This is a genomic window from Rhodanobacter sp. FW104-R8 (genome assembly GCF_001617365.1).
In the GTDB taxonomy this organism is placed as follows: Bacteria; Pseudomonadota; Gammaproteobacteria; order Xanthomonadales; family Rhodanobacteraceae; genus Rhodanobacter.
The window spans coordinates 119540-143856 of record NZ_LVJR01000029.1 but is presented as its reverse complement, the minus strand read 5'-3'; the positions used below and the strand labels follow the sequence as shown (position 1 = coordinate 143856).

21 protein-coding genes are annotated in these 24317 nt (G+C 69.1%); 12 read left to right on the top strand and 9 right to left on the bottom strand.

From position 1 onward, the window contains the following. Positions 1 to 166: 166 nt before the first annotated feature. From RHOFW104R8_RS10370 to RHOFW104R8_RS10360, 3 genes are all read left to right on the top strand, one after another. Positions 167 to 850 carry a C40 family peptidase gene (locus RHOFW104R8_RS10370; protein WP_068090767.1) on the top strand — a complete coding sequence of 228 codons (684 nt, stop codon included), beginning with the start codon at positions 167 to 169 and terminating at the stop codon, positions 848 to 850. 159 nt (positions 851 to 1009) lie between these two features. Further along, on the top strand, positions 1010 to 1627 hold the full coding sequence (locus RHOFW104R8_RS10365) for a rhomboid family intramembrane serine protease (protein WP_068090765.1): 618 nt from the start codon (positions 1010 to 1012) through the stop codon (positions 1625 to 1627). A gap of 25 nt (positions 1628 to 1652) precedes the next feature. After that, the gene (locus RHOFW104R8_RS10360) at positions 1653 to 3017 is read left to right on the top strand and encodes an amino acid permease (RefSeq protein WP_068090763.1); all 1365 of its coding nucleotides are present in this window, start codon (positions 1653 to 1655) and stop codon (positions 3015 to 3017) included. 42 nt (positions 3018 to 3059) lie between these two features. Here RHOFW104R8_RS10360 and rapA read toward each other — a convergent pair whose 3' ends face one another. The 7 genes from rapA to trxA form a co-directional block, all read right to left on the bottom strand. Next, the gene (gene rapA, locus RHOFW104R8_RS10355; RefSeq protein WP_068090761.1) at positions 3060 to 5900 is read right to left on the bottom strand and encodes an RNA polymerase-associated protein RapA; all 2841 of its coding nucleotides are present in this window, start codon (positions 5898 to 5900) and stop codon (positions 3060 to 3062) included. A gap of 104 nt (positions 5901 to 6004) precedes the next feature. Next, entirely contained in the window at positions 6005 to 6211 is a 207-nt protein-coding gene (locus tag RHOFW104R8_RS18025) for a hypothetical protein (RefSeq protein WP_068090759.1), read from the bottom strand. Between the two features lie 165 nt (positions 6212 to 6376). After that, positions 6377 to 8506 carry a M13 family metallopeptidase gene (locus RHOFW104R8_RS10345; protein WP_068090756.1) on the bottom strand — a complete coding sequence of 710 codons (2130 nt, stop codon included), beginning with the start codon at positions 8504 to 8506 and terminating at the stop codon, positions 6377 to 6379. Between the two features lie 116 nt (positions 8507 to 8622). After that, positions 8623 to 8847: a hypothetical protein gene (locus RHOFW104R8_RS10340; RefSeq protein ID WP_343123787.1), complete on the bottom strand. Its 225-nt coding sequence runs from the start codon at positions 8845 to 8847 to the stop codon at positions 8623 to 8625. A gap of 150 nt (positions 8848 to 8997) precedes the next feature. Further along, on the bottom strand, positions 8998 to 9663 hold the full coding sequence (locus RHOFW104R8_RS10335) for a DUF502 domain-containing protein (protein ID WP_068090751.1): 666 nt from the start codon (positions 9661 to 9663) through the stop codon (positions 8998 to 9000). Between the two features lie 199 nt (positions 9664 to 9862). Further along, positions 9863 to 10315: a DUF4442 domain-containing protein gene (locus tag RHOFW104R8_RS10330; RefSeq protein ID WP_068090749.1), complete on the bottom strand. Its 453-nt coding sequence runs from the start codon at positions 10313 to 10315 to the stop codon at positions 9863 to 9865. Between the two features lie 165 nt (positions 10316 to 10480). Next, positions 10481 to 11344: a thioredoxin gene (trxA, locus tag RHOFW104R8_RS10325; RefSeq protein WP_068090748.1), complete on the bottom strand. Its 864-nt coding sequence runs from the start codon at positions 11342 to 11344 to the stop codon at positions 10481 to 10483. Between the two features lie 137 nt (positions 11345 to 11481). Here trxA and RHOFW104R8_RS10320 point away from each other — a divergent pair, with 137 nt between their 5' ends. The 8 genes from RHOFW104R8_RS10320 to nadD all read left to right on the top strand — a co-directional run bounded on the left by RHOFW104R8_RS10320 (position 11482) and on the right by nadD (position 20112). Then, positions 11482 to 12099, top strand: coding sequence for a paraquat-inducible protein A (locus RHOFW104R8_RS10320; RefSeq protein WP_068090745.1), 618 nt, complete (start codon positions 11482 to 11484; stop codon positions 12097 to 12099). Then, complete coding sequence (locus RHOFW104R8_RS10315) at positions 12096 to 12749, top strand: paraquat-inducible protein A (RefSeq protein ID WP_068090740.1); 654 nt, start codon at positions 12096 to 12098, stop codon at positions 12747 to 12749. The genes RHOFW104R8_RS10320 and RHOFW104R8_RS10315 overlap by 4 nt, the downstream gene beginning before the upstream one ends. After that, complete coding sequence (locus tag RHOFW104R8_RS10310; RefSeq protein ID WP_068090738.1) at positions 12742 to 14430, top strand: intermembrane transport protein PqiB; 1689 nt, start codon at positions 12742 to 12744, stop codon at positions 14428 to 14430. The genes RHOFW104R8_RS10315 and RHOFW104R8_RS10310 overlap by 8 nt, the downstream gene beginning before the upstream one ends. Positions 14431 to 14468: 38 nt before the next feature. Continuing rightward, positions 14469 to 15059 (top strand): membrane integrity-associated transporter subunit PqiC, encoded by a 591-nt coding sequence (locus RHOFW104R8_RS10305; protein WP_153021635.1) that lies wholly within the window; start codon positions 14469 to 14471, stop codon positions 15057 to 15059. A 104-nt stretch (positions 15060 to 15163) separates the two neighbouring features. Continuing rightward, complete coding sequence (gene leuS, locus RHOFW104R8_RS10300; RefSeq protein WP_068090734.1) at positions 15164 to 17803, top strand: leucine--tRNA ligase; 2640 nt, start codon at positions 15164 to 15166, stop codon at positions 17801 to 17803. Between the two features lie 5 nt (positions 17804 to 17808). Further along, positions 17809 to 18357, top strand: coding sequence for an LPS assembly lipoprotein LptE (gene lptE, locus RHOFW104R8_RS10295; RefSeq protein WP_068090824.1), 549 nt, complete (start codon positions 17809 to 17811; stop codon positions 18355 to 18357). Then, positions 18357 to 19367 (top strand): DNA polymerase III subunit delta, encoded by a 1011-nt coding sequence (holA, locus tag RHOFW104R8_RS10290; RefSeq protein WP_068090732.1) that lies wholly within the window; start codon positions 18357 to 18359, stop codon positions 19365 to 19367. Before lptE ends, holA begins: the two co-directional genes overlap by 1 nt. An 85-nt stretch (positions 19368 to 19452) precedes the next feature. Then, a complete protein-coding gene (gene nadD / locus RHOFW104R8_RS10285) occupies positions 19453 to 20112 on the top strand; it encodes a nicotinate-nucleotide adenylyltransferase (protein ID WP_068090730.1) in 660 nt (219 codons plus the stop codon). A gap of 6 nt (positions 20113 to 20118) precedes the next feature. Here the strand turns inward: nadD and RHOFW104R8_RS10280 are convergent, their stop codons facing one another. Both RHOFW104R8_RS10280 and RHOFW104R8_RS10275 read right to left on the bottom strand, forming a co-directional pair. After that, complete coding sequence (locus RHOFW104R8_RS10280; RefSeq protein WP_235604399.1) at positions 20119 to 21987, bottom strand: 3'-5' exonuclease; 1869 nt, start codon at positions 21985 to 21987, stop codon at positions 20119 to 20121. A gap of 52 nt (positions 21988 to 22039) precedes the next feature. Beyond that, positions 22040 to 22987 (bottom strand): oxygenase MpaB family protein, encoded by a 948-nt coding sequence (locus RHOFW104R8_RS10275; protein WP_068090724.1) that lies wholly within the window; start codon positions 22985 to 22987, stop codon positions 22040 to 22042. A 234-nt stretch (positions 22988 to 23221) separates the two neighbouring features. Between RHOFW104R8_RS10275 and RHOFW104R8_RS10270 the strand changes: the two genes are divergently transcribed. After that, the gene (locus RHOFW104R8_RS10270; RefSeq protein ID WP_068090722.1) at positions 23222 to 24316 is read left to right on the top strand and encodes a 3-deoxy-7-phosphoheptulonate synthase; all 1095 of its coding nucleotides are present in this window, start codon (positions 23222 to 23224) and stop codon (positions 24314 to 24316) included. The last annotated feature ends 1 nt before the right edge of the window (position 24317 follow it).

Genomic DNA, 24317 nt, shown 5'->3' with positions numbered 1-24317 from the left:
GCACCTTGCGTGAAATTTCTGCGCGTGTCGTTTTTTGAAACGGCAGGGTTCAGTTAACCTCAATCGAACATCTGCACGCCTTCTTCTTGTTAAGTTCACTGCATTGTCACGTCGTCGGCTTCTGCTGGGCGGCCAATCCTGCGAACAACAAGGGATTTTTCCCGGCATGCCCATCAAGCACCTGACCGTTTTCGCCGCGCTCGCCTCCGTGTTGTTGCTGTCCGGCCCGCTCCAGGCCCGGAACCTTCCCACCCAGACCGATCCAGCCGTCGACACGGCGTTCATGGCCCGTGCCGGTTCGCCCCTGCTGGGGCAGTTGCCGGTGTTCAGCCCGGCGTCGGCGCTGGCGCAGTCCGTGCTTCCCGACACCGCCTCGCTGGCCGCCAACCCGGGCGACCCGGGTGATGCGGCGGCCGTCGCGGCCAGCAGCGACGACATCACCGAGCTGCGCAAGGCGCTGCTCGAGGTGGCGATGAAGTTGCGCGACACCCGTTACGTGCGTGGCGGCCGCGATCCGTCCAAGGGCTTCGACTGCAGCGGTTTCGTGCGCTACGTGTTCGCCCATGCGGTCGGCGTGCAGCTGCCGCACAACTCCGCCTCGCAGTTCCTCGCCGGCCTCAAAGTCAGGCGCGACGAGATGCAGCCGGGCGACCTGGTGTTCTTCCGCACCCACGGCAGGCGAAACATTTCGCACGTGGGCATCTACATCTCGAACGGCCGCTTCATCCACTCGCCGTCCGCCGGCAAGTCGGTGGAGATCTCCAGCCTCAGCGAGGCTTACTGGGCCAAGCGCTTCGCCGGCGCCAAACGCCCGGAGGCGATGGCGCAGGCAGCGGCCGACAAGGGCTGAGGCCGGCGTCGCCGGTTTTCCGGGGGCCGCCGCAAGGCGGCTTTTTCATGGGCCACCACGAGTGAACGATCGCCAGCGGCTGCGGTCGGAACGGGGCGTCGCTGGCGGCGTTGCCTTGCCGCCCTTACGCTTGAGCCTGCCACCTATGGAAACCGCCCGATGCCTTTCGATCTGCCGCCGGTCACGCGCAACCTGCTGATCGCCAACATCGCCGTGTTCCTGCTGCAGCAGGTGACGGGCACGCTCCTGCTGCAGTATTTCGCACTGTGGCCGCTGGGCAGCGGCCTGTTCGGGGTGTGGCAGATCGTCACCAGCGCGTTCATGCATGGCAGCATCACCCACATCATGTTCAACATGCTGGCGCTGTACATGTTCGGCGGCACCATCGAACGCACCTTCGGCGCGCGCGAGTTCACCGTCTACTACTTCGTCTGCGCGATCGTCGCCTCGCTGCTGCAGCTAGCGGTGCTGTGGTTCTTCCCGCCAGCCCAGTACGGCCCCACGCTGGGCGCTTCCGGCGCGATCTTCGGCCTGTTGCTGGCGTTCGGCATGCTGTATCCGCACGAGAAGGTAATGCTGATCTTCCTGCCGATCCCGATGCCGGCGTGGCTGTTCGTGAGCCTGTATGCGGCCGCCGAACTGACCATGGGCGTGACCGGGATCGAGCCGGGCGTGGCCCACTTCGCCCATCTCGGCGGCATGCTCGGCGGCCTGGTGCTGATCCAGTACTGGCGCGGGCGGTTGCCGTGGAAGCCACGGCGGCGTCTGCTACGCTGAACGTTTCAACGCCGCGAAAGCATCCATGACCCAGTCCCTGCAGCGCCAGCTTACCCCGCGCCACATCACCTTCATGGCACTGGGCATGTGCATCGGCGCCGGGCTGTTCCTGGGCTCGGCCAGTACCATCCGGCTGGCCGGGCCTTCCGTGCTGTTCGCCTACCTGTTCGGCGGCGCGATGATCTTCATCATCATGCGCGCGCTGGGCGAGATGGCCGCGCACGAGCCGGTGGCCGGCTCCTTCGGCGCCTACGCGCACAAGTACATCAGTCCGTTCGCCGGCTACCTCACCAGCTGGAACTACTGGATCCTGATGATGGGCGTTGGCATCGCCGAGAGCACCGCGGTGGGCATCTACATGAAGACGTGGTTCCCCGACTCGCCGCAGTGGGTCTGGGCCTTCGCCAGCGTGGCGATGATCGGCGGACTGAACCTGCTGGCGGTGAAGGTCTACGGCGAGCTGGAGTTCTGGTTCGCGCTGGTCAAGGTGCTCACCGTGGTGCTCATGATCGCCGGCGGCTGCGCGATGATCTGGCTGGGCTGGGGCAACGGCGGCCAGCCGGTGGGCCTTTCCAACCTGTGGTCGCACGGCGGCTGGTTCCCCAACGGCGTTACCGGCATGGTGCTGGCCCTGCCGGTGCTGGTGTTCTCCTTCGGCGGCATCGAGACGATCGGCATGGCGGCGGCGGAAGCGGCGCAGCCGGAGCGCACCATCCCGCGCGCGGTGAACTCGGTAATCTGGCGCATCCTGATCTTCTACATCGGCTCGCTGTTCGTGATCATGGCGATCTATCCGTGGAACGCGCTGGACGCGCACAGCAGCCCGTTCGTCACTACCTTCGCGCGGCTGGGCATCCCCAGCGCGGCGGGGCTGATCAACTTCGTGGTGATCACCGCGGCGCTGTCCAGCTTCAATTCCACCACTTTCAGCGGCAGCCGCATGCTGCACAGCCTGGCCGGCAAGGGCCAGGCGCCGGCGGCGATGGGCCGGGTGAGCGCGCAGGGCGTGCCGGTGCGCGGCGTGCTGGTGACCATGGTGTTCCTGCTGTTCGGCGTGCTGATGAACTACCTGGTGCCGGGGCGCATCTTCGGCATGATGATGTCCATCCTCGCGTTCAACACGGTGTGGACCTGGGGCATGGTGCTGGTGGCGCACTGGCGCTTCCGCCGTCGGCAGGCGCAGCCGCTGGGGTTCCGCCTGCGCGCGTGGCCGCTGTCCAGCGTGCTGTGCCTGGCCTTCCTCGCCTTCGTATGGGTGATGCTGGGTTACAGCCCCGACACTCGCGTGGCGCTGTACGTGGGCGTGGCGTGGATCGCGCTGCTCACCGCGGCGTATTACGCGTTCGGCGTGGAGCGGCGCATGCGCAAGGTGCCGGCGGAAGCGGCCTGAGAAGGCGGTTCGCAGTTCGTCCCCCGCGCGATGCAGTGGTGGTCAGCGCAGCGCGAGGAAGTCGGCGCTGACCACGAAACGCACCGCGTCCAGGCGCAGGCGCGACTGCGGCAGGGCGGCCAGCAGGGTGCTGCGTTCGGCGGCGATGGCGGCGATTTCCGCTTTGCTGACCGACGGGTTCACCGCACGCAGCGCCAGCAGGCGCGACAGTTCCGCATCCAGCGTCTGCGTGGCCAGGGTCACGGCCTCGTCGATGCGCGCCTGCCCGCGTGCGCCGGCCAGCGCCTCGGCGCGTTCCAGCATCGGCGGCACCAGCTTGGCGAGGAACTTGCGGTAGCGCGGCACCTCGATGTTGCGGTCGCCGGCCTTGCGCAGGGCGATCTCGCTGGGCGCGAAGTCGGCGCGTTCGGCGAGCCGGGTGTCGACGGTGACCGCGATCGGCAGGACCGGCAGGAAGCGTTCGGCGTCGAGTTTCCGGTCGGCCACGCATTCGAGCACGAACACCGCCTGCAGCAGCGCGGTGCGCGGCGGCAGCACGTCGTCGACCATGAAGGCGGCGTTGCCCTGTTCGCCGGACAGCGCCAGGTCGAGCGCGCCGGCGACCAGCGGATGATCCAGCCGCAGCAGCGGCAGTTCCTCGCGCGCCAGCGCCACCTCGCGGGCGAACGTCACCGACTGCGGGCCTTCGGCGAAGCCGGGCAGGGCGTCGGTGGACAGGTATTGCGGGTCGAGCAGCAGCACCTGGCCGCCGAGTTCCTCGGCATGGATGCCGAACGCCTCGAGCAGGCGCTGCACGAAGGCGTCGCGGTCGGGGTCGTGGTCCTCGCGGGCGAACGCCTGCTGCAGCTCGTCGGCGTGCAGGTCGCGGCTGGCGGCCAGCTCCAGCAGGTGGTCGCGGCCGCCGCGGATCAGCTCGGCCATCTGCTCGTGGCTGGCGCGGGTCTCGGCCAGCAGGGCGTCCAGTTCCTGATCGCGGTTGTCGTCGCCACGGGCGTGCTCGTCGGCCAGCCGGGTCAGCGGCTCGCCGTAGCGGCGCAGCAGCTCGCGGCCGTCCGCCGGACTCATGCGGAACGCGTCGACGCCCTCGTCGTACCAGCGCGCCAGCACGTGCTGGGCGCTGTCGGCCACGGCGAGGATGTGGATGTCGATATCGTGCTTCTGGCCGATTCGGTCGAGCCGGCCGATGCGCTGCTCCAGCAGGTCCGGATCCAGCGGCAGGTCCCACAGCACCAGCCGGTGCGCGAACTGGAAGTTGCGCCCCTCCGAGCCGATCTCTGAGCACAGCAGCAGGCGCGCGCCGTCGGGCTGGGCGAAGTACGCGGCGTTGCGGTCGCGCTGCACGATGCTGAGGCCTTCGTGGAAACGCGCCACGCCCACGCCGCTCCTCGTGCGCAGCGCTTCCTCCAGCGCCAGCACCTTGGCGTGGCTGCGGCAGATCAGCAGGAACTTGTCCTGCGGGTGCGCGTCGAGCAGGGCGACCAGGGCGTCGATGCGCGGGTCGGCGGCGTAGTCGACCTCGATCAGCGCCGGCGGTTGCTGGATGTCGGCGTGGAATTCGGCCAGCAGCGCCTGGCGCGTGCTGTCGTCGACCGCAGCCATCGGCAGCAGGTGCCACTCGGGGCGGCGCTTCGGGAAGCCGCCGACGCCGGCGCGGTTGTTGCGGAACATCGCGCGGCCGGTGCCGTGGCGGTCGATCAGCGCGGCCAGCAGCTCGCGTGCGTTGTCGGGCCGGGCCGGGTCGGCCAGGCGGGCGGTGAGCGCGCTGTCGCCGTGGAAGGACTCGGCCAGGGTGGCGCGCTGGGCATCGTCGAGCGGCTGGCCATCGAGCAGGCGGTCGGCGATCTTCGACAGCGCCAGGTAGCTGTCGGCCTCGGCCAGGTAGCTTTCCAGGTTGCTGTAGCGTTGCGGGTCGAGCAGGCGCAGGCGGGCGAAGTGGCCGCTGCGGCCGAGCTGTTCCGGGGTGGCGGTGAGCAGGATCACGCCGGGGATCGCCGCGGCCAGTTTTTCCACCATCGTGTAGCGCAGGCTGGCGGCCTCCGGCGACCACGCCAGATGATGCGCCTCGTCGACCACCAGCAGGTCCCACGGCGCGTCCAGCAACTGCTGCGCATGCTTCGGCGAGTTTTCCAGGAAGCCGAAGTCGGCGATCACCAGTTGCTCGTCCTCGAACGGGTTGTCGGCGTCGCCGGATTGTTCCAGTGCCTCGCAGCGCTCCTCGTCGTAGATCGCGAAGCTCAGGTTGAAGCGGCGCAGCATCTCCACAAACCACTGGTAGACCAGGGTGTCGGGCAACAGCAGCAGCACGCGCGAGGCGCGCCCGGTGGCGAGCTGGCGCGCCACGATCATGCCGGCCTCGATGGTCTTGCCGAGGCCCACCTCGTCGGCCAGCAGCACCCGTGGCGGGCGACGGGCGGCGGCGATGCCGGCCACGCGCAGCTGATGCGGCACCAGCCCGATGCGAGCCGCGCCCAGGCCCCACATCGGCGAACGGCGTGCCTCGGCACGCCGTTTCAGGCCTTCCAGGCGCAGCTCGAACTGCGCCACGGCATCGGTGCGGCCGCCGACCAGGCGGTCGTCGGCCTGGCTCACGCTCTGCTCGTCGTCGAGCTGGCCCTCGTGCAGCTCGCGGCCCTCGCCGCGGTAGATCAGCAGCTCGTCCTTGATCTCGACGCGCTCGACCAGGAACGCGATGCCCTTGCCGGCGATGCGCTGGCCGGCGCGGAACTCGGCGCGCACCAGCGGCGCGGAGTCGATCGCGTAGGGGCGCAGCACCCCGGCCTTGGCGAACAGCACCTGCACGCCGCGTCCTTCCACGCGCAGCACGGTGCCGAGGCCCAGCTCGGGTTCGGCGGAGGAGATCCAGCGTTGACCAGGGACAAACATGTTTCAGCCGTATTGCGCCAAGGGCCGACGATTATCCGCCCCGCGGCCCGCGCTGGGAACCATCGCGCGCTTCGGCCCGGATCAGCGTGGCGGGTCGGGCACGCTCAAGCCTCGTTCCACTGGCGCAACAGGTTGTGGTACGCGCCAGTGAGCGCGAGCAGCGCGTCGAGCAGCGAGACCGCGCCGGTCTCCTGCAGGATCGCCTGGGGTGGCTGGCCCAGGCACGTGCCGTGCGGGGGCGCACGGAATCGTGCAGCGCGAGGCTGCCAGCCCCGTGCAGCGGCCTTGCTGAGTGACGGGCAATAAAGCAACTGCCAATGATTAGCAATAACTTCGAGTGCGATGGATGGGAGACGTGGCGCGGGAGTGATGGCTGCCGCGGCATCGGCACACAAAAAACGCCGCGCATCTCATCTGCGCGGCGTCCGGGGTCGATCAGGCCTGCCGTCGTGGCCTGGGCCACGACGGCATCGGTCTTACCAGATCTTCACCTGCTTGTCGTCCGCACGCACCATGGTGTCGCCCGGCTTGCACTGGAACGCGCTGGCGAAGGCCGGCATGTTCGACGGGGCGCCGATCGCGCGCAGCGCGGCCGGGGCGTGCGGGTCGACGTTGAGGGACAGCAGAGCCTGCTTCTCGCGCACGTGGCCACGCCACACGCGGGCCCAGTTGAGGAAGAAGCGCTGGTCCTGGGTGTAGCCGTCGATCTGCTTGCCGGCTTCCTCCGGGTTCTTCTTCAGCGCGGCCTGCAGCGCGTCATAGGCCACGTTGAGGCCGCCCAGGTCGGCGATGTTCTCGCCCAGGGTCAGCTTGCCGTTGACGTGCGCGTCCGGCTTGTCCTTGATCGGCGCGTACTCGTCGAACTGGGCGACCAGCTTGTCGGTGCGCGCGTCGAACTTGGCGCGGTCGTCCTTGGTCCACCAGTTCTTGTTGTTGCCGGCGCCGTCGAACTGGCTGCCCTCGTCGTCGAAGCCATGGCTGGCCTCGTGGCCGATCACCGCGCCGATGCCGCCGTAGTTGACCGCATCGTCGGCCCTGGCGTCGAAGAACGGCGGCTGCAGGATCGCGGCCGGGAAGTTGATCGTGTTGTCGGTCGGGTTGTAGTAGGCGTTGACCGTCTGCGGGGTCATGCCCCATTCCTTGCGGTCGGTCGGCTTGCCGATCTTGGCGATGTCGTAGTCGTAGTTGAACTTGTTCGCCGCCTGCACGTTGGCGTAGTAGCTGTCGCCGGTGACGTTCAGGCCCGACCAGTCGCGCCACTTGTCCGGGTAGCCGATCTTGGGCAGGAAGGTATCCCACTTGGCGATCGCCTTGGCCTTGGTCTCGTCGCTCATCCAGTCGAGGTTCTGGATGCGCGCCTTCAGCGCATTGCGCACGTTGTCGACCAGTTCCTGCGCGCGCGCCTTGGCTTCGGGCTTGAACACCTCGGCCACGTACAGCTGGCCCAGCGCCTGGCCCATCGAGCTATTGACGGTGCCGAGCACGCGCTTCCAGCGCACCTTCTGTTCCGGCTGGCCGGCCAGGGTCTTGCCGTAGAAGTCGAACTTGTTGTCCTGGAAATTCTTGCTGAGGTACGGCGAGGCGTCGTCGATGGTGTGGAAGCGCAGGTAGGCCTGCCACTGGCTGATCGGCGCCTTGGCCAGCTGCTGGTCGAACTCGGCGAAGAACTTCGGCTGCGACAGCGAGAAGCCCTTGTCGACGGTCACGCCCTGGGCGGCGAAGAATTTGTCCCAGCTGAAGTGCGGGGTGGCCTTGTCGGCGTCCTTGACGCTGACGAAGTGGTACTGGTTCTCCGGCTTGCGCGCCTCCACCGGCGACAGCGAGGCGGCGGCCAGCCGGGTCTCGAACGCCAGCACGTCGTCGGCCTGCTTCCTGGCGTCGGCCTCGGCCACGCCGGTCAGCTCCAGCGCCTTGGCGATGTAGGCGACGTAGGCGTCGCGGATGTCCTTGTACTTGGCGTCGCTGTAGTAGTCCTTGGTCGGTAGGCCCAGCCCGGCTTCGAACGCGTAGGCGATCTGCATGTCGGCGTGCTGGAAGTCGGCGCTGGAGCCGAACTGGAACACCTGGCCGTCGCCCTCGACGTAGCTCTTGGTGATGTAGTCGGCCACGTCGCCGCCGTTCTTCAGGCCGGCGATGGCGTTGAGCTTCGGCTTGATCGGGTCGAAGCCGGCCTTCTCGATGGCAGCCTCGTCCATGCCGGACTGGAACAGCAGGCCGATCTTCTGCTCGATCGAGCCGGCCGGGGCCGTGGCGGCGCCCTTGGCGGCTTTCTCGACGATGGCGTGCTGGGTGTTCAGGCTGGACTCGGCCAGCTGGTCGAAGGCGCCCCAGCGGGTGCGGTCGGCGGGGATCGGGTTGGCGGCGACCCACTTGGCATTGACGAAGCCGTTGAAGTCCTGGCAGGCGTTGATGGACGGATCCAGCTCGCTGACGTCGAAGATGCTCTTGCCGGGGTTGGCGGCGGCCGTGGTGCCGGCGGCGGCTGGGGCGGTGCTGGCCGGTGCCGGCGCCTTGGCGGCCGGCTCCTGCTTGCCGCAGGCGCTCAGCGACAGGGCCGCGCTTACGGCCAGTGCCAGCGCCAGGGGCTTCAGATACTGCTTGGTCATGGATATCCCTCGGTGAGTGATGGGTGGTGTCGTCTGGCCGCGCCGTCGGGTCCCCCTGACGCGGGCATGGCCGTTCACGCTAGGCCAAACGTCATGGGGCGGCCCAGTGTCAAAGGTCAGGGTTGCGGCGGCCGGCGGGCGGATGCGGTGGGGGCCGGTAGCGATTGCAGTTGCGCCGCGCCCAGGCGCAGCACGGGGTAGGCGCCCACGTGCTGGACGGCGTTACCACGGGAACGTTCGAAGAAGAAGGCCAGCCGCGCGCGGCTGTCGGCGGCGAAGGCGGGGTCGCCGTGCAGTTTCTTCGCGAACGCGGCCTTGAGTGCCGGATCTTTCGCCAGCATCGCGCGCGCCAACTGTTCCAGCCGCTCGCTCGCAAGCGAGTCTTCTCGGCTTGTGCCTCGTAGGGCGGACACGGCCCGCCGGCCCCGGTGCTTCCAGTATTTCTGCGCAACGGCGGGCAATGTCCCCTACGCGTTTCCCGCAAGACGCCTCTACGATTCGTCGCGGTGCGGCAGCGCAGGCGAAGCGGGCAAGGTATCGGGCGCCACCGCGCCGCCGGAGATGATGAAGGCCATCGCCTGGTCCATCGTCCAGTCGGTCGGCGTGAGTTCGTCCACCGGCACCAGTTCCAGGTAGCCGCCGGTGGGGTTCGGCGTGGTCGGGATGTACACCGCGGCCATTTCGCGGCCGCTGCCTTCCTCGACCATCACCCGGGTGACGAAACCCACCACTTTCAAGCCGCGGCGCGGGAAGTCGATCAGCACCACGCGCTGCATGCCGCTGGGCTTGTTCTGCAGCACCGCCATCAGTTTCTTGGTGCCGCCGTAGATCGTCTGCACCAGCGGAATGCGCGCCAGGAGGGAATCGAACGCGTTGAGGAAGCGCTGGCCGATCACCCGGTTCGCCACGAAGCCGAGCAGATACAGCGCCGCCAGCGTCACCAGCAATGCCACGATGAAGGTCAGCCACTCCGCCTTCAGCGATTCGGCCGCATGCGGCGCCACCAGCGCCAGCCCGTTCAGCAGCCCGGCCACCAGCGGCGCGCCGATACCGGCCAGCAATCCCAGCACGAACTTGAACACCAGCCAGGTCACCCACAACGGGATGAAGGTAAGCAGGCCGGTCAGCAGGTAGCGTTTGACGCGCAGGCGGGGCATGGGGTGGTCCGGGAAGTCGCGAATCCCGCATTGTAGGCGACAGGGGCGCTCCCCCGGCGCGTGCGAAACGCTATAGCCCGTGTCTCCCCCTGGTTTTGCCAAGGGAGACGTGGCGATGGATCACTCGTTTCCCCCTTGGCGGTTCACCCGTCTACTCCCGCCTCCGGTTGTGCTTGGTGTGGGCGCGCAAAACCCGTGCTCAGCGCGCCTTCGGCTTCAGCCGCACGTAGATCTGCTTGCGCACTACCGCGATGACTTTGCCGGAGGCGGTGGTCACCTCGGTCTCGAACCAGCGCAGCACCTTGCCGCCGCCGGCGGCGGCCGTGCGCAGTTCGTCGACCACGGCTGGCTCCAGCCTGAAATGCGCGTAGACGTCCTCGCGGCCGGGTGCCACGAAGTCGATCGTGCCGGCCTTGTCCCACACGTAGTAGTCGTTGCCGAGCTGGTGCATCGCCAGCAGCATCCAGAACGGGTCGACCATCGCGAACAGGTTGCCGCCGAACTGGCTGCGCACGTAGTTGCGGTTCCACGGCCGCAGCCGCAGCACCACCTTCGCCTCGCTGTAGTCGTCGCTGAGCGACTGCAGGCGGATGGCGTTGACCAGGAACGGCGGCCACAGGTTGAGCAGCCGGCGGAAGGTTGAGGCGCGCATGAGCGGGGAATCCGGGCGGGGAAGGCCGATCATACCCGGACGTACGCTGCAGTATGGGGCGAGCTTGCCGCAGGGCGGACACCGTCCGCCGCTTTCGTGTCGCCGGAGAGCAAAAGCCGGCGGGCAGTGCCCGCCCTACGCCACGCTGCGTCGCAGAAAGCCGGCTCAGAACAGCAGCGATGCCATCCGCCGCCGGTAGCGGCCCACCAGTTCGGCGTCGTCCAGCGTGGCGAACGCGGCGAGCAGGCGCTTCTTCGCCTGGCCGTCGTTCCAGCCGCGGGCCTGCTGCAGGATCACCAGGAATTGTTCGAGCCCGGCCGCGGCGTCGCCTTCCAGCAGCAGGCGCACGCCGAGCTGGTCGCGTGCGGCCCAGTCGTCGGCACCGGCCTGCACCCGCTGCTGCAGTTCGGCGACGGTGGGCGCATCCTGCACGGCACGGGCCAGCTCCAGTTCGCTGCGCAGGCGCACCGCGCGCGCATCGGTGGCGAGGTTGGCCGGCAGCGCGGCCAGTTCGGCTTCGGCAGCCGCGGTCTGGCCGGCGTGCAGCAGCGCCAGCGCCAGGTCGAGTTTGAGTTCGGCCTTGCCCGGTGCGGCGGCGATCTCCTGCTGCAGGCGGTTGATGGCCTGTTGCGGGGTTTCCAGCGGCGCCTCGGCGGGGGCCGCTTCCGGGGCTTCCAGCGGTTGCACGTGGCGCGACAGGAATTCGCGCAACTGGCCCTCGGGCAGCGCGCCGGTGAAACCGTCGAGGATCTGGCCGTCCTTCACCAGCACCACGGTGGGCACGCTGCGGATGCCGAACATGCCGGCCAGTTCCTGCTGCGCGTCCACGTCGACCTTGCCCAGCCGGAACGCGCCGTTGTACTCGGCGGCGAGTTTTTCCAGCATCGGGCCGAGCGTCTTGCACGGTTCGCACCAGGTGGCCCAGAAATCCACCAGTACCGGCGTGGTCAGCGAGGCGCGCAGCACGTCGGCTTCGAAGGTCTGCTGGTCCACGTCGAACACGCGGGAAACGGCGGCGGCATCGGTCACGGGGAGCTCCAGTTCGGCGGGTGCCGTTTCAGATCGGGGCGCCGGCCAGCATATCAAGCGGTCGCGCCCCGTTCAGCGCGCCGGCGGCAGATTTGCGAGAATCCCGGCATTGTCACGCCGAGCAAGGCACCGAGTGCATGGGCATGGGCTCTCCCGAAGCGCTGCTGATCTGCGAGCACTGCGACACGGTCTACCGCCGGCAGTTGCTGTCGCGCGGCGACGTGGCGTGCTGCACGCGCTGCGGGGCGGAGCTGGAGCGCCACCACAGGCTGGGCGCGAACACGCTGCTGGCGCTGGCCCTGACCGCGCTGATCGTGTTCGTGCAGGCGAACATGTGGCCGATCGTGACGCTGGGCCTGAGCGGCCAGTTCAGCAGCACCACGTTGTGGGGCATGATCATCGCGATGTGGCAGGAGCAGGCCAAGGTGGTCTCGGTGCTGGTGGCGGCCACGCTGTTCTTCTTCCCGCTGATGAAGATGACGATGCTGGGCTGGCTGCTGTGGTTCGCCCGCGCCGGCCGTCGCGCGCCGGGTTTCGTGCCGCTGATGGTGATCCTGCACCGCCTCGGGCCATGGACGATGAGCGAGGTGTTCGTACTGGGTGCGCTGGTGGCGATCGTCAAGGCGCACACCTATTTCGACGTGATGCCGGATTCGGGCATCTACGCGTACGCGGCACTGACCCTGTTGATCACCATCTTCGCCGGGGTGGACCTGCGCCAGCTATGGGACGACGTGCCGGAGCACTCCGCATGAGTGCCCTGCCGCGCGCCACCGAGCTCGGCCTGATCGCCTGCACGGTGTGCGGACTGGTCTGCCGCAATGTGCCCGGCGACCCGCAGCTGGATGGCGACGGCGTGGACGACGCCATGGCGTGCCCGCGCTGCGGCAGCACGCTGCGCCGGCGCAAGGCCGACAGCTACATGCGCACCTGGGCGCTGCTGATCGCGGCGTTCATCATGTACATCCCGGCGAACGTGCTGCCGATCATGCGCACCGCCAGCCTCAACGACATCGACGACAACACCATCATCAGCGGCGTGGTGGAGCTGTGGGTCAAGGGAGCGCCCAACCTGGCGATCATCGTGTTCACGGCCAGCATCGTGGTGCCGATGCTGAAGTTCCTCGCGCTGGGCACCTTGCTGGTGAGCAGCCAGCTCGGCAGCGGCTGGGCGCGGGTGCAACGTGCAAAACTCTATCGGCTGGTGGAGTTGATCGGGTACTGGTCGATGCTGGACGTGTTCGTGGTGGCGTTGCTGACGGCACTGGTGCGCTTCAGCGTACTGAGCCTGGTGGAACCGCTGCCCGGCGTGATCTTCTTCGGCCTCACCGTGGTGCTGACCATGCTGGCCTCGATGAGTTTCGACCCCCGCCTGATCTGGGACGGCAAGGATACCGATGACTGACGACACATCCATCGAACAGGGTCCTCCGGGCGGCGGCGATCTGCCGCGGCCGGTGGTGAAGCGGCGCCGCTTCAATGCCTCGCTGGTCTGGCTGATTCCTGCGCTGGCGGCGGTGGTCGGCCTGTCGCTGGTAATCAACAACTGGCTGCAGGCCGGCCCGCAGATCTCCATCAGCTTCCAGAGCGCCGAGGGCCTGGATGCCGGCAAGACGCCGGTGAAGTACAAGAACGTGGTGATCGGCCGGGTCAACAAGATCCAGCTCAGCAGTGACCGCAGCCACGTGCTGGTGCGGGTGGCGCTGGAGAAGAGCGCCGAGGGCTTCGCCACCAAGGACACCCGCTTCTGGGTGGTGCGGCCGCGGATCGGGCTGGGCGGGGTGTCCGGCATCGACACCCTGCTGTCGGGCGCATTCATCGGCGCCGACGTGGGCGACTCGCAGGAACCGGAGGACGAGTTCAAGGGGCTGGAGCTGCCGCCGGCGGTGAACCACGGCGCGCCGGGGCGCAGCTTCGTGCTGCACAGCGACGATCTCGGCTCGCTCGACATCGGCTCGCCGGTGTACTACCGGCGCATCCAGGTCGGCCGGGTGGCGTCCTACGAGATGGACAAGGACGGCAAGGGCGTGTCGCTGCACATCTTCATCGACGGCCCGAACGATCGCTTCGTGACCCGTTCCTCCCGCTTCTGGAACGCCAGCGGCGTGGACGTGTCGATCGGTGCGAACGGGCTGAAGCTCAACACGCAGTCGCTGGCCACCGTGCTGGCCGGCGGCGTGGCGTTCCAGGATCCGCCCGGGCCGCACGACAGCACGCCGGCCGCGGAAGACACGGCCTACAAACTGTTCGACGACCAGGCCACCGCGATGGCGCCGCCGGACGGCGAGCCGCACTACATCCGCATGCGCTTCGAGCAGTCGGTGCGCGGGCTGGCGGTGGATGCGCCGGTGGAGTTCCTGGGCATCAACATCGGCAAGGTGGTGTCGGTACGGCTGGATTACGACGAGCAGAAGCAGCGCTTCCCGGTGCTGGTGGGGGCGGTGATCTATCCGCAGCGCCTGGGCGCCGCCTACGACAAGCTGGAAGCCCTGGCCAAGGCGAACGGCGAGAACCCCGACCTGTCGCAGATGGTCGGCCGCCTGGTCGAACACGGCCTGCGCGCGCAGGCGCGCACCGGCAACTTGCTCACCGGCCAGTTGTACGTGGCGCTGGATTTCGTGCCGCGCACGCCGAAGGTGGCGTTCGATCCCACGGCCCGTCCGCTGACCATCCCGACCGTGCCGGGCAGCTTCGACAAGCTGCAGGAACAGATGGCCGGGATCGTGGACAAGCTCGCCAAGGTGCCGTTCGACAGCATCGGGCAGCACCTGGACCACAGCCTGGCCGGTCTCGACACCACGCTCAGGCAGGTCAACGGGCAGACCCTGCCGGCGCTCAAGGACACCCTGCACGGCGTGCAGCAGACCATGGGCACGGCGAACGACGCGTTGTCCGCCGGTTCGCCGCTGCAGCAGAACCTGGGCGCCACGCTGGAGCAGCTGCAGCGCATGGCGCGCTCGCTGCGCGTGCTGACCGATTACCTGGGCGCGCATCCGGAAGCGCTGATCCGCGGCCGCGGCGCGGACGCGAAGCCAGCCACCACCACGCCGGCGGCCGCCCAGCCGCCGCAAGGAAACAAGCCATGATCCATGCCGCAAGAAAGCCGGCCGCAAGGCATCTGGGCATGGCGACAGCCGCCATGCTGCTGGCGGCCTGTGCCTCGGCACCCACGCACTACTACACGCTGGTCGCACCGGCCGACGCAGCGGCTGCGTCGCCGTCGCCGTCGCCATCGTCGCCGCCGTTCGAGCTGCTGCCGGTCGGCGTGCCGGCGCAGGTGGACCAGCCGCAACTGGTGGTGCGCGAAGGCGGGCAAAGCGTGGCCCTGCTCGGCAGCGAACGCTGGATCGCCCCGCTGGGCGACGAGGTGCGCAGCGCGTTGTCGGCCGATCTCGCGCGCGAGCTGCGCAGCGCGGACGTCAGCGGCCTGCCCGGCAACGACAGGCCGCTGCTGCGGATCAAGCTGGACCTGCGCCGGTTCGACTCGGCGCCCGGCAGCTATGCACTGGTCGAGGCCGCCTGGAGCGTGCGCCTGCTGCACGGCGCGCAGCCCGCCATGCTGGCCTGCACCAGCCGCGTCAGCGAAGCGGTGGGGCCGGGCTACCCCGCCCTGGTGCAGGGCCACCAGCGCGCGATCGGCCAGCTGGCGGCGCAGATCGCCGACGCGGCGCGGGCGCTGGGCGGCGGCCGGGCGGCCGCCTGCCCGCCCGGCTGAAAGCTCCAGGCTTGGCGCCCGGCCTGCGCTGGGCTAGTCTGGCCAGTTCACTGCAGCCGGCATGCACCGGCGCGCATCCATCGCACAGACGGCACTCGAAAACCATGCAGGACATTCAAGCCCCGACCTCCCCCGAACAGGATGAAGCCGCCTATCGTCCGCAGGCCGTGGAAGCCGCCGCGCAGCGGTACTGGAACGCGCAGCGCGCGTACGAAGTGAAGGAGGATCCGGCGCGGCCGAAGTTCTACTGCCTGTCGATGCTGCCGTACCCGTCCGGCGCGCTGCACATGGGCCACGTGCGCAACTACACCATCGGCGACGTGATCAGCCGCTACCAGCGCATGCAGGGCAGGAACGTGCTGCAGCCGATGGGCTGGGACGCGTTCGGCCTGCCGGCCGAGAACGCCGCGATCAAGAACGCCACCGCGCCGGCCAAGTGGACCTACGCCAACATCGAGCACATGCGCAGCCAGCTGAAGTCGCTGGGCTACGCGATCGACTGGAGCCGTGAGTTCGCCACCTGCCGCCCCGACTACTACGTGCACGAGCAGCGCATGTTCACGCGGCTGATGCGCCGGGGGCTGGTCTACCGGCGCAACTCGGTCGTCAACTGGGATCCGGTCGACCACACCGTGCTGGCCAACGAGCAGGTCGTCGACGGCCGCGGCTGGCGCTCCGGCGCCATCGTGGAGAAGCGCGAGATCCCGCAGTGGTTCCTGAAGATCACCGACTACGCGCAGGAGCTGCTGGACGGCCTGGACACGCTGCCGGGCTGGCCCGACGCGGTGAAGACCATGCAGCGCAACTGGCTGGGCCGCAGCGAGGGCCTGGAGATCCACTTCGCTGTGGACGGCGAAGCCGCGCCGCTGAGCGTGTTCACCACGCGCCCCGACACGCTGATGGGGGTGACCTTCGTCTCCATCGCCGGCGAACATCCGCTGGCGCTGAAGGCGGCGCAGGGCAACCCGCAGCTGGCCGCGTTCCTCGACGAGCTGAAGCACGGCGGCGTCTCCGAGGCGGAACTGGAGACCCAGGACAAGCGCGGCATGGCCACTGGCCTGTACGCGATCCACCCGGTCAGCGGCGACAAGGTGCCGGTGTGGGTGGCCAACTTCGTGTTGATGGGCTACGGCACCGGCGCGGTGATGGCGGTACCGGGCCACGACGAGCGCGACTTCGCGTTCGCGCACAAGTACGGCCTGCCGGTCAGGCAGGTGATCGCCGCCGGCGACGAGCGCTACGACCCGGCAGCCTGGCAGGACTGGTACTCGGACAAGACCCGCGCCGACATGCGCGTGGTCAACTCCGGCGCAATGGACGGCAAGGACTACCGCGCCGCGTTCGACTACATCGCCGGCGTGCTCGAGGCCGCCGGCAAGGGCCGGCGCAAGGTCAACTGGCGCCTGCGCGACTGGGGCGTCAGCCGCCAGCGCTACTGGGGCTGCCCGATCCCGGTGATCTACTGCGCCAAGTGCGACGCGGTGCCGGTGCCGGAAGACCAGCTGCCGGTGGTACTGCCCGAGGACGTGGCGTTCTCCGGCGTGCAGTCGCCGATCAAGGCCGACCCGGAGTGGCGCAAGACCACCTGCCCGCAGTGCGGCGGCCCGGCCGAGCGCGAGACGGACACCTTCGACACCTTCATGGAGTCGAGCTGGTACTACGCGCGCTACACCAGCCCCGGTGCGGCGACGCAGATCGACGGGCGCGCGAACTACTGGCTGCCGGTCGACCAGTACATCGGCGGCATCGAGCACGCGATCATGCACCTGCTGTACTTCCGCTTCTATCACAAGCTGCTGCGCGACGCGGGCATGGTGCACTCGGACGAGCCGGCCACCAACCTGCTGTGCCAGGGCATGGTGATCGCCGAGACGTTCTACCGGGAATCGGGAACCGGGAGCCGGGATTGGTTCAACCCCGCCGACGTGGAAGTGCAGCGCAATGACCGGGGCCACATCACCGGCGCGGTGCTGAAGGCGGACGGCCAGCCGGTGCAGATCGGCGGTACCGAGAAGATGTCGAAGTCGAAGAACAACGGCGTCGACCCGCAGACCATGGTGGACAAGTACGGCGCCGACACCGTGCGCCTGTTCTCGATGTTCGCCGCACCGCCGGAGCAGTCGCTGGAGTGGAACGAGGCCGGCGTCGAGGGCATGGCGCGCTTCCTCAAGCGGCTGTGGCGCGAGGTGGCCGCGCATGCGGCGAAGCCCGACCATCCGGTAACCGATCCGTCGGCGCTGGACGCCGGCCAGAAGGCGCTGCGCCGCCAGTTGCACGAGACGATCCAGAAGGTCGGCGACGACTTCGGCCGGCGCCACGCGTTCAACACCGCGATCGCCGCGCTGATGGAACTGCTGAACGCGCTGGGCAAGTTCGGCGACCAGAGCGAGCAGGGCCGCGCGGTGCGCCACGAGGCGCTGGAGGCGATGGTGCTGCTGCTCAACCCGGTGGTGCCGCACATCAGCCACGCCCTGTGGCAGGCGCTCGGCCACGCCGAGACCGTGCTGGAGGACCAGTCGTGGCCGCAGGCCGACCCCGCCGCGCTGGTGCGCGATACGCTGACCCTGGCCATTCAGGTCAACGGCAAGTTGCGCGGTACCATCGAGGCCGCCGCCGGCGCCTCGAAGGAGGAGGCCGAGGCGCTGGCCCTGGCGCAGCCGCAGGTGAAGCATTTCCTGGAGGGCATGACGGTGCGCAAGGTCATCGTGGTGCCGGGCAAGATCGTCAACATCGTCGCAGGATGAAATCCATGAGCTTCATGAAAGCGCGCCGCCTGTTCCAAGCCCCGTTGCTGCTGGCCGCCGCGCTTGCGCTGGGTGCGTGCGGCTTCCACCTGCGCGAGAACGCGGTGCTGCCCGCGGGGATGCAGCGCGTGCACCTCAGCGTCAGCGGCGGCGGCGAGTTCGAGCGCCACCTGGCCCGCGCGCTGGAAACCTCCGGCAGCACCATCGAGGATGCCGGCGGTACCGGCATCGCCGAACTGCGCGTGCCGGTGGCGGCCTTCAGCACCGAGACGCTGAGCGCCGGCGGTTACGTGCGGATCAGCGAATACGCGGTGCGCTACCAGGTGCAGTTCGACGTGCTCGGCCCCGACGGGCAGGTGCTGGTGCCGCACCAGCGCATCGACATGTCGCGCGAATACAGCTACGACGCCAGCAACAGCGTCGGCAACGCGGCGCAGGTGCAGGAGATCCAGCGCAGCCTCAACGACGACATGGTGCAGGCGATCCTGTTCCGCCTGCAGGCCGCCACCAGGCACGGGCTGGTGGCGCCGGCCAGCGCCGCCAGCACGCACTGATGCCGCTCAACCCCGGCCAATGGCAGAAGGCGCTGGCGGCCGACCGCCTGCAGCCGGTCTACCTGCTCGCCGGCGAGCAGCTGCTGGTGCTGGAGGCGGCCGACGCCCTGCGCGCGCAGGCGCGCAAGCTGGGCTACGGCGAGCGCGAGGTGCTCGAGGTGGGCCAGCATTTCGACTGGAACGACTTGGCCCGCGCGGCCGCCGGCATGTCGCTGTTCGCCAGCCGCCGGCTGATCGACCTGCGCCTGCCCACTGGCCGTCCCGGCGTCGACGGTGCCAAGGCGATCGGCGCGTTCTGCGACGACCCGCCCCCGGACGTCACCCTGCTGGTCACCGCGATGGAGTGGAGCAACAAGCACGACGGCGCCTGGAGCAGGAAGCTCGATGCCGGCGGCGCGATGGTGGTCTTCAACGCGCCGCGGCCGGACCAGTGGGGGGCGTGGCTCACCGCGCGGCTCGGCTCGCGCGGCCTGTCCGCCACGCCCGACGCGGTGGCGCTGCTGGCCGAGCGCGTCGAAGGCAACCTGCTCGCCGCCGCGCAGGAGGTCGACAAGCTCGCCGTGCTGCACGGGCAGGGCCGCGTCGATGCCGCCGCGATGGAAGATCTGGTCGCCGACAGCGCCCGCTACGACGTGTTCAAGCTCACCGACGCCGCCTTCGTCGGCGACGGTGCGCGCGCCTTGCGCATCCTGGTCGGGCTGCGCGCCGAAGGCGACGAGCTGCTGGCGCTGATGGGCTGGCTGGTCAACCAGCTGCAACTAGCGCTGCGCCTGGCCAATGCCACGGACCTCGCCGCCCAGTTCCGCGCCGAACACCTGTGGCAGGCCCGCGAAACCCTGTTCCGCCAGGCCCTGCGCCGCGCGCCGCGCGAGCACTGGCTGCAATGCCTGGCTCGCGCCTCGCGGATCGATCGCATGGTCAAGGGCCGCGAACAGGGCGATCCGTGGCAGGAGGCCGAACGGCTGATCGCCGCGATTGCCGAACCGCGCGCCGCCAGGGCGCTGGCATGACATTCCACCGCCCTGTCTGGCGAGAGGGGTTCGCGACATGTTCCCTCCCCTGCCTGCAGGGGCGGGCCGGAGAGAGGTAGGGCTCTTGCCGCAGGCACCCACCAGACCGCTCGCCCTTTTCGGCGGCACCTTCGACCCGGTGCACCTGGGCCACCTCAGCGTGGCGTGGGAAGCCGCCGAACTGCTCGACGCCGAAGTGCGCCTGATGCCCGCCAGCGTGCCGCCGCACCGCGTGCCGCCGATCGCCACGGCGGCGCAGCGGGTGGCGATCCTGCGCGCCGCGTTGCGCGGCCAGTCGCGGCTCGCGCTCGACACGCGCGAGCTGGAGCGCGACGGCCCTTCGTTCACCATCGACACCCTGCACGGGTTGCGCGCGGAGCAGGGCGAGCGCCCGCTGGTGCTGCTGCTTGGCGCCGATGCGTTCGCCGGCCTCGCCACGTGGCATTGCTGGCGCGAGCTGTTCGACGCGGCGCATCTCGGCGTGCTGAGCCGGCCCGGGGTTTCCGACACCCTGCCGGATGAGCTGGAGCGCGAAGTGGCCGGACGGCGCATCGCCGATGCCTCCGCGTTGCGTGCGCTGCCGTCGGGCAAGGTGATCGAGCTGGTGGTGACGCCGCTGGAAATCTCCGCCACGCGCATCCGCGAACTGCTCGCCGCCGGGCGCGATCCGCGCTACCTGCTGCCGGCCGGCCTGTTCGACGATCCCGCGCTGCTGGCGCCGTACCGCACTCCGGCCGCGCAGTAGCCGGGATCAGGCGCCGGCCAGCTGCGCCTGCACTTCGTTGATCGAATCGCGGATGCGTTTGCTGAACACCGAGTCGTCATGGTGGATCAGCAGCAGGTGTTCGGTGGCGCGGGTCATCGCGACGTACAGCAGGCGTGCTTCGTCGGCCTCGCGCTGGCCTTCCTTGGGCAGCGAACCGAGGCCGGGGATGATCACGAACGGAAATTCCAGGCCCTTGCTCGAGTGCATGGTGACCAGCTTCACGCTGTCCTCGACCGCGAACAGGGTGTGCTTGCCGCTGTTGTCGGCGAGCCGGCTGGGAATGCCGATGCGCTGCAGCGCCTCGTGCAGTTTCTCGCCTTCCCACTGGTTGCGGAACAGCACGGCCATGTCCGAATACGCGCGGCCGCCGGCGTGTTCGTCGCGCAGCCGCGCGATCAGCACGTCGAGCTGCGCGACGGCGGTATCGGTGCGCACGAGTTCGGGCACCGGGCCGCGGCGGCCGGCGCTTTGCGGTGCGATCAGCGGCACGCCGTTGTCATCGTCGCCGCGCGATTCGAGCAGCTCGTGGGCGAAGCCGCGCGCCACCGAGAGGATCTCCAGCGTGTTGCGGTAGTTGAGCTTGAGGATGGTGGTGCGGCCCTGCGCCTGCACGCCCAGGTTCTTCCAGCTGATCTTGCGGCGATCGGCATTGCCGTAGATGTTCTGCGCGTCGTCGTACAGCACCAGCAGCGAGTTGGTGGCCGGGTCGATCATCTGCACGATCAGCCGGTACCAGTCCGGCTCGAAGTCGTGGCCTTCGTCGATCAGCACGGCGCCATACTGGAAACGCGGGATCTGGCCCCGGTCCACGCCGGCGATCACTGCCGGCGGCAACGCATCGACGAACGCCGTTCCGCTGCCGGGCGGCAGCGGCACGTGGTAGGCCACCAGCATCTTGCGGCACCACTTGTGGAAGTTGTAGACCTGCACCTTCTCGCTCAGGCCGCGCTCGCCGATCAGCTGTTCGAGCCGCGCGGCCAGCGTCTTGTTGTAGCAGAGCACCAGGATGGGCTTGGCGAGTTCACGCGCGAGCTGCATCGCGCGGAAGCCGAGGATCATCGTCTTGCCGGAGCCGGCGACGCCGTGGATGATCCGGTGCTCGTCGCCGAGCGAACGCGCCAGCTGCTCCTGCTGCGAGTCCATCACCTTGACCAGGTCGGGAATCTCCAGCGGGCGCACCGCCGCGTCGGTGGGGCCGAACAGGCCGAACTGGCCGCTGCCGGGCTCGACGCGCAGCTCGGGAAACAGGTGCCAGCGCACGCGGTCGATCTGCGGCAGGGTCAGCGTCACCGGGAACACCTGCGGGAACATCGCCCACAGCCGCTCCTGGAACGCCTCGGCGTCGACCGTCTCGTACAGCTCGTCGCGGCAGATCACCAGGTGTTCCGGGATCACCGCGTCGAGCCCGCCGTCGACGAACTGCCGGCGGGTGATGTTGGCCAGCACCACGCCCCAGGCCCACGGCATGATCAGCTTGCCGGCGTGGCGGGAGCCTTGCGGCTGGCGCAGCGCCGGATCGCGTTCCAGCACCACGCCGATTTCCAGCGCGTACGAGCGCGCCTGCAGCAGCGGGTTGTATTCCTTGACCAGCCCGCGCTCGGTGACCAGGGTGAACTGGGTGCTGTCGGCATGGCGGATGGTGTCGGCCTTCCAGTCCTTCACCTCCAGCACCAGCAGCCCGCGGCGCGGATGGAACACCACGAAGTCCGGATGGCGCTGCTTCAGCCCGACCGGCACGTCGTACCACAGCAGGTAGTCGTCCTCGAGCTTCTGCTCCAGCCGTTCGGAGACGCGTTTCTCGCCGCCGGTCATCCGCGGCAGGCAGCTGTTGCGGGTCGGAATGAGTGTTGCCACAGGCGCCCCTGGCTGAGGTGTCGAGACGACGTTAGCCGATAGGGTGATGCTGTCAATGCCGATCGACGGCGCGGAGCTGCGCCCAGCGCCGCAACTGCTCCGGCGCCATGTCCATGCGCCGGCAGGCGCGGCTGGCGATGCCGTCCTTCAGGGCGGCATGGAACACCGGTGCGATCGACCACAGCGCGTGCGCCGCCAGTTGCGCCTGGCGCCGCTGCCATGGCGTGTGGCGCAGCATCGCGAGCGCCCAGTCCGGCAGCAGGGCGTGGCCGGCGAACAGGAACAGGTCGCGCGACAGTCCGGCCGCCGGCACCGGCAGGCGTACCTGTCCGAGCAGGCCGAGCACCACGCGCGAGCGCTCGGTGTACGCCAGCTCAGGCCGGATGCGGCGAAAGTAGCCGGCCACCTCGCGTTCGGACGAAGGCACCTCGCGCGCGCCCAGCGCCTCGGCGATCCGCCGCACCTCGTCGTAGTAGCGGTCGGCGGCGCCGGCCGGCAGCGCCACGTGGCCGTAGCGGCGGTAGCCCTGCAGGAAGCAGTACGCCTCGCTGACGTGCACCCAGGTCAGCAGGTCGGGATCATTCGCCGCGTAGGGGCGCCCGTCCTCGCCATGCCCGGTGATCTGCAGGTGGATCCGCCGCACGCGCTCGATCAGCGCCTCGGCCTGCGCGCGCGGCGCATAGGTGGTGCCGCCCACGAACGCGGTGGTGCGGCGCAGCCGGCCGAGCAGGTCGCCGCGAAAATCGGAGTGGTCCCACACCCCGGCCAGCGCCAGCGGGTGCAGGGTCTGCAGGGTCAGCGCGGCGAGGCCGCCGGCCAGCATGCCGGGGAAATCCGCGTGCACGCGCCAGGTCGCGCTGTGCGGCCCGAACAAGCCGGGATCGCCGTGCGGCTGGTCGTAGTCGAGGCTGCCGGTGTCGGGGCGCGGGAAGGCCTTGAGCACCCAGCGGCGGATCGGTTCGCGGGCGGGCCGGGTCAGCAGGTCGAAAGGCGAGAGCATGCCGCCAGTCTAGCGTCAGCTCGGCCGGGAGTTTGATTTGGACGTCCATTGTGTTATCTATGGCGACATGTCCTCCGCCACCGCCCGCCTGTATTTCTGGTTTTACGGCTATCCGAAGCCAACGGCGGCGGCGCGGGCGCGATCATTTTGATCTGATCGACACAACCACACCGAACCGCCACCACTGGCGGTTTTTTTATGGCCGCCACCTGAAAAATCTCCAGGAGAGCCGCCATGCACACCACCGACGACCTGCGCATCCGCGCCATCACCCGCCTCAGCACGCCGGCCGAGGTCATGCGCGATTGCGCCGCCACCGACGCCGCGATGGCCACCGTGGACGCCTCGCGCCAGGCGCTGCACGGCATCCTCGCCGGCAGCGACGACCGTCTCGCGGTGGTGATCGGGCCCTGCTCGATCCACGACACCCGCGCCGCGCTGGAATACGCCGGCCGGCTGCTGCCGCTGCGCCGCGAGCTGGGCGACGCGCTGGAGATCGTGATGCGGGTGTACTTCGAGAAGCCGCGCACCACGGTGGGCTGGAAGGGGCTGATCAACGACCCCGACCTGGACGGCAGCTTCCGCATCGACAAGGGCCTGCGCATCGCCCGCGGCCTGCTGTGCGACATCAACACGCTGGGCGTGCCGGCCGGTTGCGAGTTCCTCGACATGATCACGCCGCAGTACATCGCCGACCTGGTGGCGTGGGGCGCGATCGGCGCGCGCACCACCGAGAGCCAGGTGCATCGCGAGCTGGCTTCGGGACTGTCCTGTCCGGTAGGCTTCAAGAACGGCACCGACGGCAATGTGAAGATCGCGGTGGACGCGGTGCAGGCCGCGTCGCAGCCGCACCATTTCATGGCGGTGACCAAGGATGGCCAGGCCGCGATCGCCGCCACCAGCGGCAACGGCGACTGCCACGTGATCCTGCGCGGCGGGAAGGCGCCGAACTACGACGCGGCCGGCGTCGACGTGGCCTGCGCCGCGATCGGCAAGGCCGGCCTGGCCGCACGGGTGATGATCGACGCCAGCCACGCCAACAGCGGCAAGAACCCGGAGAACCAGCCGCGGGTGGTCGAGGACATCGCCGCGCGCATCGCCGCCGGCGAGCGGCGCATCCTCGGCGTGATGGTGGAAAGCCACCTGCTCGGCGGCCGCCAGGAACTGCAGCCCGGCCAGCCGCTGCACTACGGCCAGAGCATTACCGACGGCTGCATCGACTGGAACAGCTCGGTGCAGGTGCTGCAGCATCTGGCGCAGGCGGTGCGCCAGCGGCGCCGGGACGAAGCCGCGGCGGCGTTGTCCCGTACCGTGGAGGTCGCCGCCTGAG

What these genes read in the sequence shown, in the direction of transcription:
- RHOFW104R8_RS10370 (WP_068090767.1), top strand. Translation starts at nt 167, where the DNA reads ATGCCCATCAAGCACCTGACCGTTTTCGCCGCGCTCGCCTCCGTGTTG.
- RHOFW104R8_RS10365 (WP_068090765.1), top strand. Translation starts at nt 1,010, where the DNA reads ATGCCTTTCGATCTGCCGCCGGTCACGCGCAACCTGCTGATCGCCAAC.
- RHOFW104R8_RS10360 (WP_068090763.1), top strand. Translation starts at nt 1,653, where the DNA reads ATGACCCAGTCCCTGCAGCGCCAGCTTACCCCGCGCCACATCACCTTC.
- rapA (WP_068090761.1), bottom strand. Translation starts at nt 5,900, where the DNA reads ATGTTTGTCCCTGGTCAACGCTGGATCTCCTCCGCCGAACCCGAGCTG.
- RHOFW104R8_RS10345 (WP_068090756.1), bottom strand. Translation starts at nt 8,506, where the DNA reads ATGACCAAGCAGTATCTGAAGCCCCTGGCGCTGGCACTGGCCGTAAGC.
- RHOFW104R8_RS10340 (WP_343123787.1), bottom strand. Translation starts at nt 8,847, where the DNA reads ATGCTGGCGAAAGATCCGGCACTCAAGGCCGCGTTCGCGAAGAAACTG.
- RHOFW104R8_RS10335 (WP_068090751.1), bottom strand. Translation starts at nt 9,663, where the DNA reads ATGCCCCGCCTGCGCGTCAAACGCTACCTGCTGACCGGCCTGCTTACC.
- RHOFW104R8_RS10330 (WP_068090749.1), bottom strand. Translation starts at nt 10,315, where the DNA reads ATGCGCGCCTCAACCTTCCGCCGGCTGCTCAACCTGTGGCCGCCGTTC.
- RHOFW104R8_RS10320 (WP_068090745.1), top strand. Translation starts at nt 11,482, where the DNA reads ATGGGCATGGGCTCTCCCGAAGCGCTGCTGATCTGCGAGCACTGCGAC.
- RHOFW104R8_RS10315 (WP_068090740.1), top strand. Translation starts at nt 12,096, where the DNA reads ATGAGTGCCCTGCCGCGCGCCACCGAGCTCGGCCTGATCGCCTGCACG.
- RHOFW104R8_RS10310 (WP_068090738.1), top strand. Translation starts at nt 12,742, where the DNA reads ATGACTGACGACACATCCATCGAACAGGGTCCTCCGGGCGGCGGCGAT.
- RHOFW104R8_RS10305 (WP_153021635.1), top strand. Translation starts at nt 14,469, where the DNA reads ATGGCGACAGCCGCCATGCTGCTGGCGGCCTGTGCCTCGGCACCCACG.
- leuS (WP_068090734.1), top strand. Translation starts at nt 15,164, where the DNA reads ATGCAGGACATTCAAGCCCCGACCTCCCCCGAACAGGATGAAGCCGCC.
- lptE (WP_068090824.1), top strand. Translation starts at nt 17,809, where the DNA reads ATGAGCTTCATGAAAGCGCGCCGCCTGTTCCAAGCCCCGTTGCTGCTG.
- holA (WP_068090732.1), top strand. Translation starts at nt 18,357, where the DNA reads ATGCCGCTCAACCCCGGCCAATGGCAGAAGGCGCTGGCGGCCGACCGC.
- RHOFW104R8_RS10275 (WP_068090724.1), bottom strand. Translation starts at nt 22,987, where the DNA reads ATGCTCTCGCCTTTCGACCTGCTGACCCGGCCCGCCCGCGAACCGATC.
- RHOFW104R8_RS10270 (WP_068090722.1), top strand. Translation starts at nt 23,222, where the DNA reads ATGCACACCACCGACGACCTGCGCATCCGCGCCATCACCCGCCTCAGC.